A 16,455-nucleotide genomic window follows, 5' to 3' on the forward strand; every position below is an offset into this window, starting at 1 on the left:
CACGGGTGGCGCTCAGCTTCGTGTTAGGGGGGCGAGCAGGGAGGCGAGTTGACATTCGAGGAGTACGTGGCGGCGCGGTTGCCGGCGCTGCTGCGGCAGGCGACGGTGCTGGCCGGCGATCCGCACGTGGCTGAGGATATCGTCCAGGACGTCCTCATCAAGGCGCAGCCGAGGTGGGCGCGGATCTGCGAGTTGGACGTACCGGACGCGTACCTGCGCAAGATGATCGTGAATGAGCTGCTGTCGGCCCGGCGGCGGGTGGCTGCCGCCCTCCGCCGGGAACGGGTGCAATGGCCGGCACCGGCCCGGGATGACGTCGACGTGATCGTGCTGCGTGAGGCGATCCTGCAGGTGATCCGGGCCCTCCCGGTCCGTCAGCGCCTCGTGATCGCGCTGCGCTTCTACGAGGACATGTCCGACGCCGACATCGCCGCGTTGCTGGACTGTACCGAGGGGACCGTGCGCAGTCAGGCGTCGCGTGCGCTGGCCAAACTGCGTGAGATGGCGGCGACGCAACCAGTACTGGAGGACAAATGATCGACGCCGATGCCATCCGAAGCGCCTTCGCTGCCCTCGCCGACGAGGCCCCGCCACCGGAGCGGATCCGTGCTTCGCTGGCCGTCCGCGCGCGCCGGCACCGCCAGCGCCGGCTGGTCCTGCGGCTCGCCGGCGCCGGTACGGTCGCGGCCGCCACCGGCGTCGCGGCGGCTGGAGTGTGGCGCCTCACCCGGCCGCCGGAGTCGAGGTTCCCGGTGCTGTACGCCGGTCCCGGCGGCGGCTGGCTGGAGGTTCCCCTGCGCTTCGGTCCGACCTGGCTGCCCCGCGGGTACGGCGAGGGGCAGCGTGGCGTCGTCGTGGATGGGACGCAGGCACCCGTGGTCTCGCGGGGCTGGCAGACAGGCGACATGAGCCAGGGGATCTCGTTGATGGTCGGCTGGCACTCATCGCTGGATCCCGACCGGCCGAACGGTCCTCAGACAACTATCGACGTCAATGGAGTGCAAGGCCGGCTCGTCCAGGTTGGCGATCAGACTATCGGCACGTTCCTGACCTGGCAGCCGCCTGGCCAGCCGCAGCTGTTGATCACCGTACACACCGATGATGACGCGGACGCCCAACAGAACCTGGCCGTCCGGGTTGCGCGCTCAGTGCTGCCGGATCCGGGAGTCACGTGGGTCGGCCCGCGCTTCGGCTGGCTGCCGGCCGACCTTGCTGCCGCGCCCTGGCGGCTGGCAGACGGATTTGCCGGCACCGACTGGGTTCAGGATGTGAGGGTGAGCGGCACCGGCGGACGGCAGCTCATCATCAGGATGGGGACCAGCGCTGAGATGCGCCTGGCGAACACGTTCACCAGCGAACCGGTCCGAATCCGCGACTGGAGCGGCTGGCAGGTGCCAGCGATGGGACAGCTCTTCCTGGTGCTGCCCGACGGCGTGGAGGTGTCCGCCCACCTCGACGATGGACCCGGCGGCGAACAGGTCATGCCCACCCTGATCCGGATCATCGAGGAGTTTGAGTTCGGACCATGGCCGGACATGAGCTGGATCGGTGGACGTTGAGGTTCAGGCCCGACCACCCGGCGGGCACGTGGCCCCACCGGAAACACGTCCTCGTCACGACATAGGCCGAGGCACGCACATCGGCATGGTCGTGATCCAGGGTCAGGTTCCGGAGGCCATGTAGGCGGCGAGGATGTAGTTGGGATGGCGGTCGAGGTTGTTGCGGGCTCGGTCGTACCGCATCGTCGTACGCGGGTCCGCGTGGCGAGCCGCGATCTGCACGTCGCGGAGGCTGACCCCGGCGTCGAGCATGGTCGTGACGAACGTACGTCTCAGCATGTGAGGATGCATCCTCGGCATCCGCACGCCGGCCGCCGCGGCTAGGTGCCGGAGCCGCCGGCACGCGGCGTGGCGATCCATGCGACCACCGAGCATGTTGCGCAGGATCGGCCCGTCGACGCGGTCGCCGACGGCGCGTTCGAGTGCTCGGGCCACGGCTGGCGGCAGCGGTACCAAGACCACCTTGCAACCCTTGCCGCGGACCCGCAGGACGCGGTGGCCGTGCTCCTCGCCGAGGTCGGCAATATTGGAGCCGCAGGCTTCGAAGATCCGTAGCCCGAGCAGGCCGAGCAGCGCAATCAGCGCGAAGCCGTTCGGGTTGGCCGAGAGCCGGGCGGTGGTGATCAGGGCCTCGAACTGCAGATGCCCAAGCCCGAGCGCTGGTGACTCAGCGGGGACGGTGGGCCGGCGGACGTAGTCGGCGGGCGAGTGCGGCAGGATGCCGTCGATGACGCACACGCGATAGAAGCCGGTCACGATCGACAGGCGGCGGGAGACGGTGGACGGCTGGTAGCAGCGGACATCCTGCAACCAGCGCACCTACCGTTCGATGTCGATCCGGACTGCGGTGAGCGGGTCGAGGACTGAGCGACGCGCGTTTGTTGTCACCGACGAGGCGCGCTACATGTCACCTAACGTCCGCGAAGGGGCTCCAGTGGCAGAGTCGCGTACGCCAGCAAGTGCAGACCGACCGCCTACATCGACGGTGGATGGGCCGGTCGGCAACCAGACAACGGCCCGCGCCTGGAGCCTTCAAGCCATGCGAGGTAACGCTGGGCAACCAAGCCGCGCACGGACCGGCCGATGAGCGGAAGCCAAGCGAAATCGTCGGAGACGGTGTCGACGTGATGCGCCGCCTCGCCGAGCGGTATGCACCCCTGAACCGCGCAACGTCGGCGACATATGCCGATTCGGGTGTCGAGGTCCATGCCTTCGGCCCAGTGATACCGGTAGGTAGTCAATCAGGATGTTTTCTATGCGAAGGTCTCGCCGATCGGTCGCCGTCGTGGGCGGGGTCTGTGTTCTGCTATCCGTGGTGGCCGCGGTGATTGTTGTGGTCGGGTTCCGCCGGTCAAGCTGCGACATGTGTGTCGGCACGCGGGGCGGTGTAGTCTCGGACGCCCGGCTTGGGGTCAGGCTTGACATACCTTCGGGTTCGGCGGCGAACGACACTGTCGTGTCGTTCGGAACGCAGTCGCCGCCGCCGTTTCCGACTGTTTCCGGCGGTCCGGTTGTCGTAGGTTCCATGATTGATGTCTCGGTGACCAGTGGTTCAATCCGAGAGGGCCGTATCGAGATGACCCATGCGACCATACCGGCCGATGTCGACCCAGCGTCGCTGGAGATCTATGTCTACGACAACAACGCGAAGCTGTGGGCCCCCCTCACCGGGACGGAAGTCGGCGCGGACGGCAAGGAGGTCGCGGCTGAAGCTCCCCATTTCAGCTGGTTCGCCACCGTCGGTTTCTCGATCAACGGCACCGGTCGCTTCTGGTTTCCGCTTCCCGCATTTCCCCCGAAGACTGTCTTCTGGAAAGGCTTCACCGACGCCTTCGATGCGGTGGTCGTTGATACCGCTAAGAAGCTTCTCGGGATCCCGCAGGAACTGACGTGTGACGGCAAGATGGACAAATACGTCGTGATCGGCGAGACCACGCCGTCTGGTATGCTCGACGGCTGTGTTGTGAGCGAAGGCGAGAAGCGGAAAATCAAGCTCCGAAACAAGTTTGCCTTTCCGGTCGTCGTTCGCATGCCCGACGGACTCGTTGTGGATCCGGGCGAGCTGGGCAAGGGAACCGATATTGTTGAGGTCTTCCGCAACGCGCTCATGATGTGGTTGTCGCACTCGATCGCGATCAATGGTGGAGGCATCGTCACTCTCGATATTTCGAAGGACGCGAAGCTTCCGGCTGAACTGACCGGCCATCTGGAGTGGGCTACCTTCGCGTACGACATGGCAGTCTACGCACTCACCATGCTGCTGCCTGAAGCGGAGGGCCTTGAGGCGTCGGCGTTGCGTCGGATGAACGAGAATGTTCCGCCGGCAGGCGATTTGCTTTCGGACAAGATCGTGCACCAGGCAAGTGATCCCAGCATCAACAATCAAATTGACGTCGCCCAGCTGTCGGCCCTAGCCGAGGTGATACTGAAAGGGATCGAAGTCCTCGGCTGTGTTGCCACCAACCTCACGGCTGCTATCGACTATCACGAGCAATCGGTCGAAAAATGGCTGGCCACCTCGCGTAGCTTGGCGAACATCGCTACCAATTGCGTCGTAAAGGCCCTGGGTGAGATTTACCGGGGCAACATCGAGAAGGTGGCCAGGATCTTCGACGTCGTAAAGTATGCGCCGGAGGAGATGCAGGCTAGGCTCGCGCTCGCCACCAAAGCCGTGACCAACCTTGACCCCACGAAGATGAAGGTCTCCATCGGCCGATCCTTCACTGACTTCGGCGGTGAGGCCACCAGGATTTGCCTCCAGGCCCGTCACGGATATGACGGCAGCCACCAGTCCACGCAAGGAGTGGAAGGAACAGTCTGGGAGTCGAAGCAGGCTCTGGCCGACTACGCCGCGATGCTGCGGTCGCTTCGGTCGCAGCTGGCTGGAGTGGAGCAGCCGGCTGGTAGCCACCCCTTAGACGGTCTTTACTCCTTCTTCGACGAAAGGGCCAAGCAGTTCGATCGCTTCGTTGAGCAGTTCGACACTCTCGGCATCAACGCCATCAATGCAGATATTACCGATGGGCGTAGCGCGCCTCGATTGCCTGCCGACGTGCGTGAGATGGGCTTGAGTGCAGCAATGGGCAGCGGTGTCTGCCTCAACGTCTGACCGAGACGGCAAGGCGCCAATCGTCGGCAGCCGAGGGCTTCGACCAACCCGCCACAACGACTCGCCCTTGACTCGCTACGCGGGCGGAATACGCCGATCTAGCGAAGGCAGGCGGGATCGCGTGCCGGCCGGGTCGTGAATGTGACGGTGCGGCTGCCTAATGTGTCGAAGTCACGGGCCCTAGTCGGTTCGAGTGGGTACTCCGACGAAGAGCTCGCCGATTTGCCCGGCGCCGCACGAAATGTGGAGGCGCGGGACGCCTTTGACTCCCGATCTTGGCATCCGCTCTTGGCCGCGATCCGAGCGATGGCCGCGCCCTTTCGGTAATGCCAGCGGACACGGCATGCTGGCTCTGGCACAGATTGTGTGATGGCGCTTGGATCATGACCCGTGTCTGCAGTGGATCTCGTTCCGTTGGTCCTGCCGCATCTGACCGGCGTGCGTGTGGACCGGGTGTTCGTGAAGTCCGGGGTGGTGCAGGTCGAGGCGGAGTCGGTCGACGGCGTTGCGGCGTGTCCTGGCTGCGGCGTGCCGGGGCGCCGGGTTCATAGTCGGTACCAGCGGCGCGTCGCTGATCCGGCGATGGCGGGGCGGCGGGTTTGGATTCTCGTTCGGTTCGCAGGTTCTTCTGCCTCGAGGTCGGCTGCGCTCGGCAGACGTTCGTCGAGCAGATCCCGGGACTGACGTCGCGCCACAGCCGGCACAGTGATCTTGCCCGGCAGGTGCTGCAGCACATCGCGGTGGCCGCGGGTGGTCGGCCTGGATCACGGCTGGCCGAACGGCTGCAGGTCGGTGCAGGGAGGATGACCCTGATCCGCTTGATTCGGGCGCTCCCGGTGCCCCCGGTCGGCTCGCCGCGGGTGATCGGAGTCGATGACTTCGCGTTACGTCGCGGCCGGGTCTACGGCACCGTGCTGGTCGATCTGGAGACCCGCCGGCCGATCGACGTGCTCGCCGACCGCGAAGCGGACACACTGACGGCCTGGCTGCGCCGGCACCCTGGCGTCGAGGTGATCTGCCGTGATCGGGCCGACGCCTACGCCGAAGGGTCACGCATGGGCGCGCCGCAAGCTGTCCAGGTCGCTGATCGCTGGCATCTGTGGCACAACCTGGTCGAAGCCGTTGAAAAGACGGTGATCAGGCACCGCAGCTGCCTGGCCGACCCAGGACCGGCCGAGGCCGTCGAACCGGCGGCAGTGGGCGGGGGCGTTCACGTCAGGGAACGCTCCGAAACCGTCTCGGCACAGCGGATCCGTGAACGCTTCGCCGCCGTCCACGAACTCGTGCACGGCATGAGTTCCCCCCGGTTTGGCGGAGCTTCTCAAACGTGATCGACTGATCATGGGGAGGAAGTTCTGTGGCCGCACCGAAGAAGTACCCCGACGAGCTGCGTGCGCGTGCCGTGCGTCTGTATCGCGAGTCGAACCCGAAGCCGACCATCCGGCGACTCGCCGAGCAGCTGAACGTGCATCACGAGGCGTTGCGGAACTGGATTCGCCAGGCTGAGGCCGACGCAGGTGAACGACACGATCGGCCGACGACCGAGATGGCGCAGGAGAACCGCCGGCTGCGGGAAGAGGTCGCTGAGCTGCGCCGGGTGAATGAGATCCTGCGTGCTGCGAGCAGCTATTTCGCGTCGGAGCTCGGCCCGGCCCGGCGACGGTCATGAGGTTCATCAACGAACACTCCGGCCGCTTCGCGGTCGCGCTCCTGCTACGGGTCCTCAACATCGCCGAGTCAACCTACTACCAGTGGGTGCGCGCAGCCGAGCAGCCATGTGACCGCGACCTGGTCGACCTCGGCCTGCTCTCCAACATCTACGAGATCTGGGAAGCCTCCGGCTGCACCTACGGCGCGGACCGGGTGCATCGGCAACTGCGCCGTGACGGCATCCGGGTCGGCCGTAAGCGGGTCGAGCGGCTCATGGCGCAGCAGAGCTGGCACGGGGCGTTCCTGCGCCGCGGCTGGCGTGGCGGGTCAACCCGGCAGGACCCGCGGCACACGCCGGCACCGGACCTGGTCAATCGGCAGTTCACCGCGGCTGGCCCGAACCGGCTGTGGGTCGCAGACGCCACCCGCATCCCCTGCGGCGAGGGCGTGTTCTGGCTGGCCGCCGTCCGCGACGTGTTCTCCCGCCGCATCGTCGGCTGGAAGACCTCCGACCGGTGCGACACCGACCTGATTCTCGCCGCTCTCGAGTACGGCATCTGGTCCCGCGACGTCCGCGACGGCCAGCTCATACATCACAGCGACCGCGGGTCGAACTACACGAGCTTCCGCTTCTCGCAACGCTTGCAGGACAACGGAATCCGGCCGTCGATGGGCTCGGTCGGTGACTCGTTCGACAACGCCCTGATGGAGAACTTCTGGTCCACTCTGAAGATCGAACTCGTCTACCGAACGAGCTGGCGGACTCGCGACGAGGCCGAGAACGCGATCTTCACCTACATCGACACCTGGTACAACACCCGCCGCATCCAACGCGAACTCGGCTACCGCAGCCCCGACGAGTACGAGGCCGCCTGGCACGCCCAGGCCGAGCCAGATAACCTCAGCCCTGCCCCGACCGGAAGCAGGTAACCACCGCTCCGTCGAAACGGGGGGAACTCAGCAAGCGTGTCGCACGGGGCACGGCGGCGCGGATGCTCAACCTCAACCCGGATACCATCGCGCGCTACGCCAACGCCACCACCGTCGAGGAACTGCTCACCGCCCGGAATCAGTCCAGCAAACTCGACCCGTTCAAGCCTTACCTCGACCAGCGCTGGAACGACGGCTGCATCGGCGCCGTCCAGCTCACCCACGAGATCCGCGAGCTGGGCTACCACGGCACCGACCGAACCGTGCGCCGCTACCTCGAACCGTTGCGCGCCTCGGGCCGCGCCGCGATCAACCCTTGGCGCCGAAGGTCCGCCACGTGGTCTCCTGGATTGCCCGGCACCCCGACAACGTGACCGCCGCAAACCGCGACGCGCTCAGGGTCATCCTGCAACGCTGCCCGCACCTGCACGCCGCCACAGCACACGTCCAGCGTTTCGCCGTCATGCTCTGTCATCTTCGCGGCGCCCAACTACCCCAATGGCTAGCCGACGTCGAAGCCGACGACCTGCCCGACCTGCACGCGCCTACACAGCCGGACTCCGCAGAGACCTCGACGCCGTCACCAACGGACTCACCCAACCCTGGAGCTCCGGCCAGGTCGAAGGCGCCGTCACAAAGATCAAATCCATCAAACGCGCCATGTTCGGCCGCGCCAACTTCGACCTCCTCCGCCAGCGCATCCTCCTGGCCGACTGACATCACACAATCTGTGCCGGAGCCAGAAACCGTGTCCGCGGACCCGGCGGCCCGCTGTCCGCCCACCCCGACCACTAAATGTCCGTTGACACTCGCAAAAGCGATTTGTGCGGCTGGTAAGCCATCAGACTGGCGGGCTTCGACCCTATTCTGACTCGACCAGGGACAGTTAGCGGATCGTCGGCAGCAGTAGCACAAGATCACGCTTCCGAACATCGGCACGATGGTGAGCCCCAGCCGGTCACCACCGGTGACGCGCCTTGGCCGGCCGTCCCGCACGCCAACGGCGACATGAGCGTGCACCATTCTCGCCGGTCAGGCCCACCGTTGACCGTACGACCATAAGCGCACGTACCAGCTCGAAAAGTTGACGACGGCGACTCGACGCTCGGACGGGCCGCGTGGACGGCGTCGTACGGCAGTGGGGCATCCCGGAGGATCGCGGTCAGCCGAATCGGGCGGCCGTGATCGGACGGTGGGCCGATCCGCCATGCCAAGGCACCGCCTACGGTCGGGCCTTGAGCGACGGTGCGTACCGGCTGGGCGTTGATCTAGGCACCTCCAACACCGTCGCGGCGCTGGCCGGCCCTGACGCGTCCGTCCGCAGTCTGATCGTTGGCCGTGGCGCACTGCTCAGCTCGGGCGTTTTCAGCGACGCCGACGGCCGGCTCATCACCGGCGAGGCCGCTGCCGCCGCCGCCCTCCACGCACCCGGCGGCTTCGAAGCCAATCCCAAGCGGCGCATCGACGACGGTGTTGTGTGGCTCGGACCCTGGCCACGGGCTACCTGCACGCGACCCTCACCGGGCACGAGGGCCCGGTCCGCTCCGTCGCCTTCAGCCCGGACGGCCGGTTCCTCGTCTCGGGCGGCGCCGCCAAGGCCTTGAGACGCGAGTGCGTGTTCATCTGGGACATCCCGAGTGGCCGGCGCCGTAGCGCGTTCGGCCAGCAGGGCCTGGGCGTGGTCGCCGTGGCATTCCGGCCCGATGGTCGGCAGATACTGACCGCCGGCGCGGATGGGCGCCGGGTTTACGGGATCGAGCACAGCGTGGGTACCACCGACGACTGGCGACGCAACGTGGACGTCGAGACGAACGAGCTCGGAGACGACGGCTCCATCCGGGCGATTGCCTTCAGCCCTGACCTCGAGTACGCCTACGGCGACGACCTCGCCCGCGTGTACGTCGCCAGGCACAACTACACGATGCCGGGCCACGTCGGCGCGGTGCTCGCCGTGGCCTTCCGTCCGGACGGCCGGTTGCTGGCCAGCGGCGGTCACGACCGGACCGTGCGGCTGTGGGACATCGATGCGTTGGACGCCCTGCGCGAGCTGCCCCGCGGCGAACCGAGGGTGTTGCCGACCGCGGACACGTTGGAGGGGCACGGCCTGTCGGTCACGGCTGTGGCGTTCAGCCCCAACGGTGCGCTGCTGGCCAGCGGGAGCCTCGACCGGACCGTCAGGCTATGGGACCCGGCGACCCGGGCGCCGTTGCACGCCGTCGACAACGGGGACGCGGCCGTGCACGCCGTGGTGTTCGGGACCGACGGCACGCTGATCGCCGCCGGCGCGGACGGCGTCGTGCGGCACTGGAGTCTGCCCGGCTCGTAGGCCGATTGCAGCAGGCGTGTCAGGACAATGCCGGGCGGACCTGGAACGTGCTGTCGGCCCGGAACTGCGCGGTGCCGTCCGCCTGGCGCACCCACAGCTCGTCGCCCTCGCGGTGGATGAAGTACCCGCGGTAGTTCGACGCCTCCAGCATCACGTCGCCGCCGCCGGTGCCCAGCGGGCAGAAGGTGGCGTCGCCGCGGAACAGCGCCGTGCCCTCGTCGCGGCTGAGCCGCAGCCGCCAGTTCGAGTGCCGCAGGTACTGCCCGTCGCTCGACCGCAGTGAGAAGCAGCCCGCGTTGGCCAGCCCCGGCACCGCCTGGAACGTGGCCCGCTGCCGCGACCCGGGGCCGCCGGCGGTGAGGAGGATGCCGAGCTGCTGTCCGTCGGTGCCCAGATACCGGCCCGGCGTGGCGTCGGACTCCAGCGAGACCGGTCCGGCGTGCAGGGACAGTACCGCAGCGGCCGTTTGCGACGGGGCGGAGGCCGACGGCGGTGCCGACCGGGCCGCCTCGGCCGGTGCCGGCGGCGCGTGCTGCGGCCAGAGCGCCGCGGTGGTGGCGATCCCGGCGACCAGCGACCCGGCCACGGCGAGCTTGGCGACCGGCACGCCGGCCAGCCAGCCGGTCTTCGCCGCGCCGGTCACCGCCGGCCCGGCGAGCGGCGCGGAGGTCGAGCCGAGGCCGGCCGGGAGCGTCTCGTGGGCAACCAGCGCGCCGGTGAGCACGGCCGGCACCGGCAGCAGCGCGAAACCGGTCAGCAGCCGCTCGGTGTCGACCATCCCCTCGGCGGCCCGCGCGCAGGCGACGCACGAGCGGGTGTGCCGCCCGATCCGCTTGCGCCACAACGGGCTCGGCAGGCCGTCCCAGTCGGCGACCACGGTGTCCAGCCACGGGCAGCGGGGCCGCGCGTCGAGCGCGGCCACCAGCAGCCGGGCCTGTTCGAGCCGGTTGCGCATCCGCTGCACGCGGACCCCGGCGTGCACGACACTGACACCGAGCGCGGCGGCCAGCTCGGCCCGGGTCAGCTCCTCGCCGATCTCCAGCCACCACAGCGACCACAGCACGCGGTCCTCGGCGTCGAGCCAGCCGACTGCCTGCCCGACCTGCCGCCGCTGCCCGGACAGCTCGACCCGCAGCACGGTGAGGTCCTCGAAGTCGTCGGCGTCGGGTGCGTCGGTGAGCGCGTCCAGCGGCGCCCGCCGTTCCGCGGCGATCCGGGCCCGCTGCAGATAGGTACCGGCCTGCCGCACCGCGATCGCCGCCAGCCAGACGCGGAAACGCTCCGGGTCACGCAGCGACGGCAGCTGCCGCAGCGCGCGCAGCATCGTCTCCTGCACCACGTCGTCCACGGCACCCGGATGCCCGGCGAGGGCCCGCCGCACGATGGAGTACACCAGCTGCAGGTGCCCCGCGAGAAGCTCGTCGAGGGCATGCCTGTTGCCGGCCTTCGCCGCGGCGACCAGCGAGACCTGACCCGTTTTCGTTCCCAAGCACCATCACCGGCCCGTCGGTCGACTCCGCCGGCACCGCGCCGGCGGAGCGGGGGGCCGTCGCGATCGGTGGAGCCGGGTATCCATCTCGACATACCGCCGGAGACGTTGTCAAGAAACACGTCCGCCGACCTCGCCGACCGGCGCGCCATAACGCTTTTCGCCCAGTACAGCGGCCGGGCCCGCTGACGCTGCGGGTGCTCCGATCGGCGGCCTCCGGTCCGGGGTGATGCGGGTTGCGACGGGAAGGTGTTCGAATGAGGTGAGATTGTCGCGCGAGGGGAACGGCCGCTCATGCGCAGATGCCTGCCGGCGCGCCCGGCGCCGCCGATGGCGATCCGGGTCGCCGTGGCTGTCGCGATCGTCGCGCTGGAGACGGTCGTGCTCCTCGCGCTGCCCGGCCGGGCCCTCGAGCAGCTGACCGGCATGGTGTACCTCGCCGGCGTCCTGGCCGTGTCCATGCTGTGGGGCGCCCGGCTCGGCGCCGTCACGGCGCTTGCGAGCATCGCTGCGGTCGGCTTCTTCCAGGGTTTCGACCTGTGGCCGGTCGCAATCCTCCTGGCCGGAGCGCCGGCGGTCAGCGCCCTCGCACACGGCGGGGCCGGCCCGGTGCCGCGCGCCGCGGCGGAGCACGCCGCGGTCTGCTCGCACGGTGACAGCCAGCAGGAGGCCACCTCGCTGGCCACGACGCAGGCCGGGCTGCGGCGGGTGGCGACGCTCGTCGCGCGGGGCACCGATCCGGCCGACGTGTTCGACGCGGTCACCGAGGAGCTCGGCCGGATCCTCGGCCGGGGCTTCCCCGTGATGCTCATCCGCTACGACCCGGACGGCACCGCCGCCAGGGTCATCGGGCGCAGTGAACCCACCGACATCGACTATGTGCCCGTCGATGGCGACAGCCTCGTGGCGAAGGTGTACCGCACCGGCCGGGCCGCGCGGATGACCAGCTATGCGCACGCGGCCGGACCCAACGCGGCCATCGCCCGCAGCGTCGGTGCCCGGTCCGGGGTCGGCGTGCCGGTCCTGGTCGGCGACCGGGTGTGGGGTGTGGCCATCGTCGTGTCCACCGGCCCGCAGCAGCCGCCGCCCGACGCGGAGCGCCGCATGGCGGACTTCACCGAGCTCGTCGCCACCGCGATCGCCAACGCGGAGAGCCGCGCCCAGCTCATCGCCTCCCGCGCCAGGATGGTGGCCGCCACCGACGACGCCCGCCGACGCCTGGAGCGCGATCTGCACGACGGCGTACAGCAGCGGCTCATCTCGCTCGGCCTGCAACTGCGGGCCGCGCAGGACGGGCTCCCGCCCGGGGCCGGCGACGTCGGGCACCAGCTCGGGAAGGTGGTCGACGGGCTGACCGCGGCCGCGCACGAGCTGCAGGAGCTGTCGCGGGGCATCCACCCGGCGATCGTGTCGCAGGGCGGCCTGGCTTCGGCGATCCGCACCCTGGCCCGGCGCAGCGGGCTGCCGGTCGACCTCCGCCTGCACATCGACCGGCGGCTGCCCGAACCGGTGGAGGTCGCCGCGTACTACATCATCTCCGAGGCGCTGACCAACGCCGCCAAGCACGCCCACGCGAAGACGGTGCACGCGCGCATCGAGACCGACAGGTGCCGGTTGGCGCTGACCGTGCACGACGACGGCGTCGGCGGCGCCTACCGGGAGGGCGGGTCCGGGCTGCTCGGCCTCCAGGACCGGGTCGAGACCCTCGGTGGCACGTTCAAGGTGCTCAGCCCGCTCGGCCGGGGCACCACACTGTGCGCCGAGCTCCCGGTCGGGCCGCGCGGCACTGCGGCAAACCCGTAGCGGAAGTGCGGTTCAGCGCGGTCGTGCCGGCCGCCGGTACCGCTGATGCTGCACGTACACCGCCCGGGAGGAGACACGTCATCGGCGTCAGCGACCGCAGCCCCCGCTGGGCCCGGCTGTGCCTGGTCGTCGGTGCGCTGCTGGTGCTGGGCAGCGCCGGCTCCCTGATCGGCGGCGACCTGGTGCTGGCCCACTACAGCGCCCAGATCACCCACCCCGGCGGCCTCGGCGACGCCGCCGCGGCCGGCCACAGCATCGACGGGCCGCTCAACCTGCTCCTCGTCGGCATCGACGAACGGACCGGCAACGCGGCGATGGGTGCCCGCGCCGACTCGATCATCATCGCGCACATCCCGGCGAGCCACGACCAGGTCTATCTGACCAGCATCCCGCGCGACACCCGGGTGGCAATTCCACCGGACCGGATCAGTGGGTACCGCGGCGGCACCGACAAGGTCAACGCGGCCTTCGAGTTCGGCTACCAGCGCGGCGGCGGCCGCGACGAGGGCCTGACCCTGCTGGCCGAGACGGTGAGCAGCCTCGCCGGCGGGCTGAAGTTCAACGGCGCGGCGATCGTCAACTTCGACGGCTTCCAGGGTCTGGTCACCGCCCTCGGCGGCGTGCACCTGTGCGTGGACGAGCGCACCACGTCCATCCACATCGGCTGGAACACCCGCACCGGCCAGGAGGGCGAGCCGTACAACTTCACGCCCGACGGCATCCCCACGACCCTGAAGCCGAACATGCGGCCCCAGGTCTACGAGGTCGGCTGCTCCGACATGGCCGCCTGGCAGGCGCTGGACTACGTCCGGCAGCGCGACAAGCTCGCTGACAACGACGGCGACTACGGCCGCCAGCGTCATCAGCAGCAGTTCCTCAAGGCTCTGCTCACCAAGGCGTCCAGCAGCGGGGTCATCACCGACCCGCACAAGGTCGCGCAGATCCTCGACTCGGTCGGCAAGGCGGTGTCGTTCTACAACAACGACGTCTCGCTCGCCGACTGGATCTTCACCCTGCACGGCATCGACCCCGGCAGCGTGGTCACCGTGAAGACGAACGGCGGCCGGTTCAACACCGAGGTCGTCAACGGCCAGTCCTACGAGATCCTCGACACCGCCACCGAGCAGCTGCTCGCCGCCATCGCCCAGGACCAGGTCGCCGCGTTCGTCGCCGCCCACCCGGACCTGGTCGACACCACGGCCGGCGGGAGCCGCGGATGAGCGCCCCGATCCCCCGCCGGTCGCTGTTGCTCGCCCTGGGCGGCGCCGCGCTGCTGGCCGGATGCGGCACCGACCGCCCGGCCTGGCACGGCGGTGACATCCCCGGTGACTCCCACCCGGGCGACAGCGCCGGCCCGGAGCCGACCGGCAGCGCCCTGGTCGTACCGCCCGCGAACCCCCCGACCGCTGGCACCTGCCCGGCCAACCACGGCGTCGTCCAGCAGCCCGGCGGCCCGCAGCACTATCTGCCCTGCCACGGCACCGACATCGCCCTGACCGTGGACGACGGACCCGACCCGGCGTACACCCCGAAGATGCTGGCTCTGCTCGCCCGGCTGCAGATCCGGGCGACGTTCTGCATGATCGGCCGCAGCGCCGCCGCCCACCCGGACCTCGTGAAGCGGGTCCTCGACGGCGGCCACCACATCGCGAACCACACCTACGACCATCCCCTGAACATCGCCAAGCTGGCGGCGAACGCGGTGCACGCGGAGATCGCACGGGCCTCCGACGCCATCAGTACGGCGGCCGGCGGGTACCGGCCGACACTGTTCCGCGCGCCCGGCGGAGCCTGGTCGCCGACGGTGCTGCAGCAGTGCGGATCGCTGGGGCTGCGGCCGCTGGACTGGAGCGTGGATCCGCGCGACTGGAGCCGGCCGGGCGTGCAGCACATCGTGACCACGATCATGACCCAGACCCACCCGGGCGCGATCATTCTGGAGCACGACGGCGGCGGCAACCGGGAGCAGACCTTGACCGCGCTGGGCGTGACGCTGCCCAAACTGCGCGACGCCGGGTACACCTTCGTCCAGCCCTGAGTGCCGCGGCCTGGGTCGACGGCAGCACCGGACCCTGTCAGGCCTCCGACGGGGCGATGTTGTGGTTGAGGCGGAACATGTTCGCCGGGTCGTACGCCCGCTTCACTATGCGCAGCCGCTCATACGTGGCCGGCTCGAAGGCCGTGGCGACGAGCTGCGGTGTGTCGTCGGAGGCGGTCAGGAAGTTCAGCAGGGCCCCGCCCGTCGCCCACGGTGCGAGCGCGGCGGTGACGCGCCCGATCGCCGTGTGGAACAGCTCCGCCTCCGGTGGCCCGCCGGGGGTGGCCGCGAACAGGTTGAACCGCGCCTCGCGGTGGCCGACGGCGTTCGGGACCTTCGGGTCCACGCCGAGCGCGCCGCCGAGCTGCCGGACCTCGACCATCAGCACCGGAAGGTCGGCCTGCGGACCGGCGAGCGCGACGAGCACCGCGACCGCCTCGGCCGGCAGGTCCCGCAACTGCACGCCGCGCTCGTGGACCGGCAGCGGATCGACGGGGTCGGCGTGGATCCCGGCGATGGCGGTGAACGGCATCTCCGCCACCGTGTCCAGCAGCCTCGGCCCGATCGCCCGCAGCCCGGCGATGAGCCGCTCACCTTCTTCGGCCGTACCGAGATAGGCGACCCGGACGTGCAGGGAGAACCGGCCCTGCAGCGGCTCGGGCAGGAACGGCAGCGGTGGCAGCCGCAGGAAGGCGAAGGAGAGGGTCAGCTCGTCCGGGGCGTCGGCGACCAGGCGGCGGTACTCCGCGAGGACCGGCTCGACGTGCTCAGCGGAGAAGTACAGGCCGCCGCCGTACAGCCGGCTGACGGGCATGAGGTCGAACTCGAGCGCCGTCACGACGCCGAAGTTGCCTTTGCCGCCGCGCAGTGCCCAGAACAGCTCGGGCTCGTGGTCGGCATCGGCGCGCCGCAGGACGCCGTCGGCGGTCACGAGCTCGATCGCGGTGACGTGGTCGGCGGCGAACCCGTACGTCCGGCCCAGCGCGGGGCTGAGGCCGCCGCCGAGCGTGTAGCCGACGACGCCGACGTTGGGCGAGGAGCCCGCCAGCGGGGCGAGGCCGTGGGCCGCCGCGGCGTCGAGCACCTCCTGCCATTCGACGCCGGCCTCCACGCGGGCCGCCCGTCGAGCGGCGTCGATGGTGATCCCGCGCATCCGGCGGGTGTTGATGAGCAGCCCGCCGTCGGCGTGGTGGACCGCGCCGTGCCCCGTCGCCACGACGGCGACCGGAAGGTCGTGCCGGGCCGCGAACCGGACCGCCGCCTGCACGTCCAGGTCGCCGGCGGCCCCGACGACGACGGACGGGCGCTGCGGCACCGCGAGATTCCACGTGGTCGTCTCATCCGCGTAGCCGGCGTCGTCCGGCGTCAGCACCGGTCCGCGCACCTGCTCGGCCAGTGCGCCGAGCTCGACCGCCGGATTCTTCGGGTCTGTCATGGTGTTCCACTCCTGATCGCTGCTCTGCATGCCGGGTGATTCGCCCGGCGCCACCAGTCGAGCCCGCGGCCGTGGACGTGCCGTTGACACCTGGTCAACGCATCGGCCCGCGTTGA

At 69.6% G+C, this 16,455-nt stretch carries 15 protein-coding genes and 1 pseudogene; 13 read left to right on the forward strand and 3 right to left on the reverse strand.

Going from position 1 to position 16,455, the window contains the following annotated elements; translation table 11 throughout:
• The first annotated feature begins 48 nt into the window (after positions 1 to 48).
• Together ACQP00_RS29130 and ACQP00_RS29135 are read left to right on the forward strand one after the other, a co-directional pair.
• Positions 49 to 537 carry a SigE family RNA polymerase sigma factor gene (locus ACQP00_RS29130; protein WP_433200637.1) on the forward strand — a complete coding sequence of 163 codons (489 nt, stop codon included), beginning with the start codon at positions 49 to 51 and terminating at the stop codon, positions 535 to 537.
• Positions 534 to 1,559, forward strand: coding sequence for a hypothetical protein (locus tag ACQP00_RS29135; protein WP_433200640.1), 1,026 nt, complete (start codon positions 534 to 536; stop codon positions 1,557 to 1,559). Before ACQP00_RS29130 ends, ACQP00_RS29135 begins: the two co-directional genes overlap by 4 nt.
• Before the next feature lie 102 nt (positions 1,560 to 1,661).
• On the opposite strand, the gene ACQP00_RS29140 is transcribed toward ACQP00_RS29135, so the two are convergent.
• Complete coding sequence (locus tag ACQP00_RS29140; protein WP_433200643.1) at positions 1,662 to 2,378, reverse strand: tyrosine-type recombinase/integrase; 717 nt, start codon at positions 2,376 to 2,378, stop codon at positions 1,662 to 1,664.
• Positions 2,379 to 3,015: 637 nt separating this feature from the next.
• On the opposite strand from ACQP00_RS29140, the gene ACQP00_RS29145 reads away from it, so the two are divergent.
• The 8 genes and pseudogenes from ACQP00_RS29145 (at position 3,016) to ACQP00_RS29180 (ending at position 9,574) form a co-directional block, all read left to right on the forward strand.
• Positions 3,016 to 4,668 (forward strand): hypothetical protein, encoded by a 1,653-nt coding sequence (locus ACQP00_RS29145; RefSeq protein ID WP_433200646.1) that lies wholly within the window; start codon positions 3,016 to 3,018, stop codon positions 4,666 to 4,668.
• 474 nt (positions 4,669 to 5,142) lie between these two features.
• On the forward strand, positions 5,143 to 5,352 hold the full coding sequence (locus tag ACQP00_RS29150) for a transposase family protein (protein ID WP_433224036.1): 210 nt from the start codon (positions 5,143 to 5,145) through the stop codon (positions 5,350 to 5,352).
• Entirely contained in the window at positions 5,268 to 5,999 is a 732-nt protein-coding gene (locus tag ACQP00_RS29155; RefSeq protein ID WP_433200649.1) for an ISL3 family transposase, read from the forward strand. Before ACQP00_RS29150 ends, ACQP00_RS29155 begins: the two co-directional genes overlap by 85 nt.
• A gap of 26 nt (positions 6,000 to 6,025) precedes the next feature.
• Positions 6,026 to 6,337 carry a transposase gene (locus ACQP00_RS29160; protein ID WP_433200652.1) on the forward strand — a complete coding sequence of 104 codons (312 nt, stop codon included), beginning with the start codon at positions 6,026 to 6,028 and terminating at the stop codon, positions 6,335 to 6,337.
• Complete coding sequence (locus ACQP00_RS29165) at positions 6,334 to 7,248, forward strand: IS3 family transposase (RefSeq protein WP_433200655.1); 915 nt, start codon at positions 6,334 to 6,336, stop codon at positions 7,246 to 7,248. The genes ACQP00_RS29160 and ACQP00_RS29165 overlap by 4 nt, the downstream gene beginning before the upstream one ends.
• Positions 7,249 to 7,310: 62 nt before the next feature.
• Positions 7,311 to 7,622 (forward strand): hypothetical protein, encoded by a 312-nt coding sequence (locus ACQP00_RS29170; RefSeq protein WP_433200658.1) that lies wholly within the window; start codon positions 7,311 to 7,313, stop codon positions 7,620 to 7,622.
• A gap of 178 nt (positions 7,623 to 7,800) precedes the next feature.
• A pseudogene (locus ACQP00_RS29175) lies at positions 7,801 to 7,965 on the forward strand (transposase); the annotation flags it as partial.
• Positions 7,966 to 8,725: 760 nt separating this feature from the next.
• Positions 8,726 to 9,574: a WD40 repeat domain-containing protein gene (locus ACQP00_RS29180; RefSeq protein WP_433200661.1), complete on the forward strand. Its 849-nt coding sequence runs from the start codon at positions 8,726 to 8,728 to the stop codon at positions 9,572 to 9,574.
• Positions 9,575 to 9,593: 19 nt separating this feature from the next.
• Here ACQP00_RS29180 and ACQP00_RS29185 read toward each other — a convergent pair whose 3' ends face one another.
• On the reverse strand, positions 9,594 to 11,063 hold the full coding sequence (locus ACQP00_RS29185; RefSeq protein WP_433200664.1) for a sigma-70 family RNA polymerase sigma factor: 1,470 nt from the start codon (positions 11,061 to 11,063) through the stop codon (positions 9,594 to 9,596).
• Between the two features lie 294 nt (positions 11,064 to 11,357).
• On the opposite strand from ACQP00_RS29185, the gene ACQP00_RS29190 reads away from it, so the two are divergent.
• Genes ACQP00_RS29190 through ACQP00_RS29200 form a run of 3 tightly spaced genes read left to right on the forward strand, consistent with a single transcriptional unit; the run spans position 11,358 to position 14,904 of the window.
• Positions 11,358 to 12,866 (forward strand): GAF domain-containing protein, encoded by a 1,509-nt coding sequence (locus tag ACQP00_RS29190; RefSeq protein WP_433200667.1) that lies wholly within the window; start codon positions 11,358 to 11,360, stop codon positions 12,864 to 12,866.
• Positions 12,867 to 12,871: 5 nt separating this feature from the next.
• Entirely contained in the window at positions 12,872 to 14,086 is a 1,215-nt protein-coding gene (locus ACQP00_RS29195) for an LCP family protein (protein ID WP_433200670.1), read from the forward strand.
• On the forward strand, positions 14,083 to 14,904 hold the full coding sequence (locus ACQP00_RS29200) for a polysaccharide deacetylase family protein (RefSeq protein WP_433200673.1): 822 nt from the start codon (positions 14,083 to 14,085) through the stop codon (positions 14,902 to 14,904). The genes ACQP00_RS29195 and ACQP00_RS29200 overlap by 4 nt, the downstream gene beginning before the upstream one ends.
• Before the next feature lie 37 nt (positions 14,905 to 14,941).
• On the opposite strand, the gene ACQP00_RS29205 is transcribed toward ACQP00_RS29200, so the two are convergent.
• Complete coding sequence (locus ACQP00_RS29205) at positions 14,942 to 16,369, reverse strand: FAD-binding oxidoreductase (RefSeq protein WP_433200676.1); 1,428 nt, start codon at positions 16,367 to 16,369, stop codon at positions 14,942 to 14,944.
• Between the last annotated feature and the right edge of the window lie 86 nt (positions 16,370 to 16,455).

This window comes from Dactylosporangium sp. CS-047395, assembly GCF_050942185.1.
In the GTDB taxonomy this organism is placed as follows: domain Bacteria; phylum Actinomycetota; class Actinomycetes; order Mycobacteriales; family Micromonosporaceae; genus Dactylosporangium.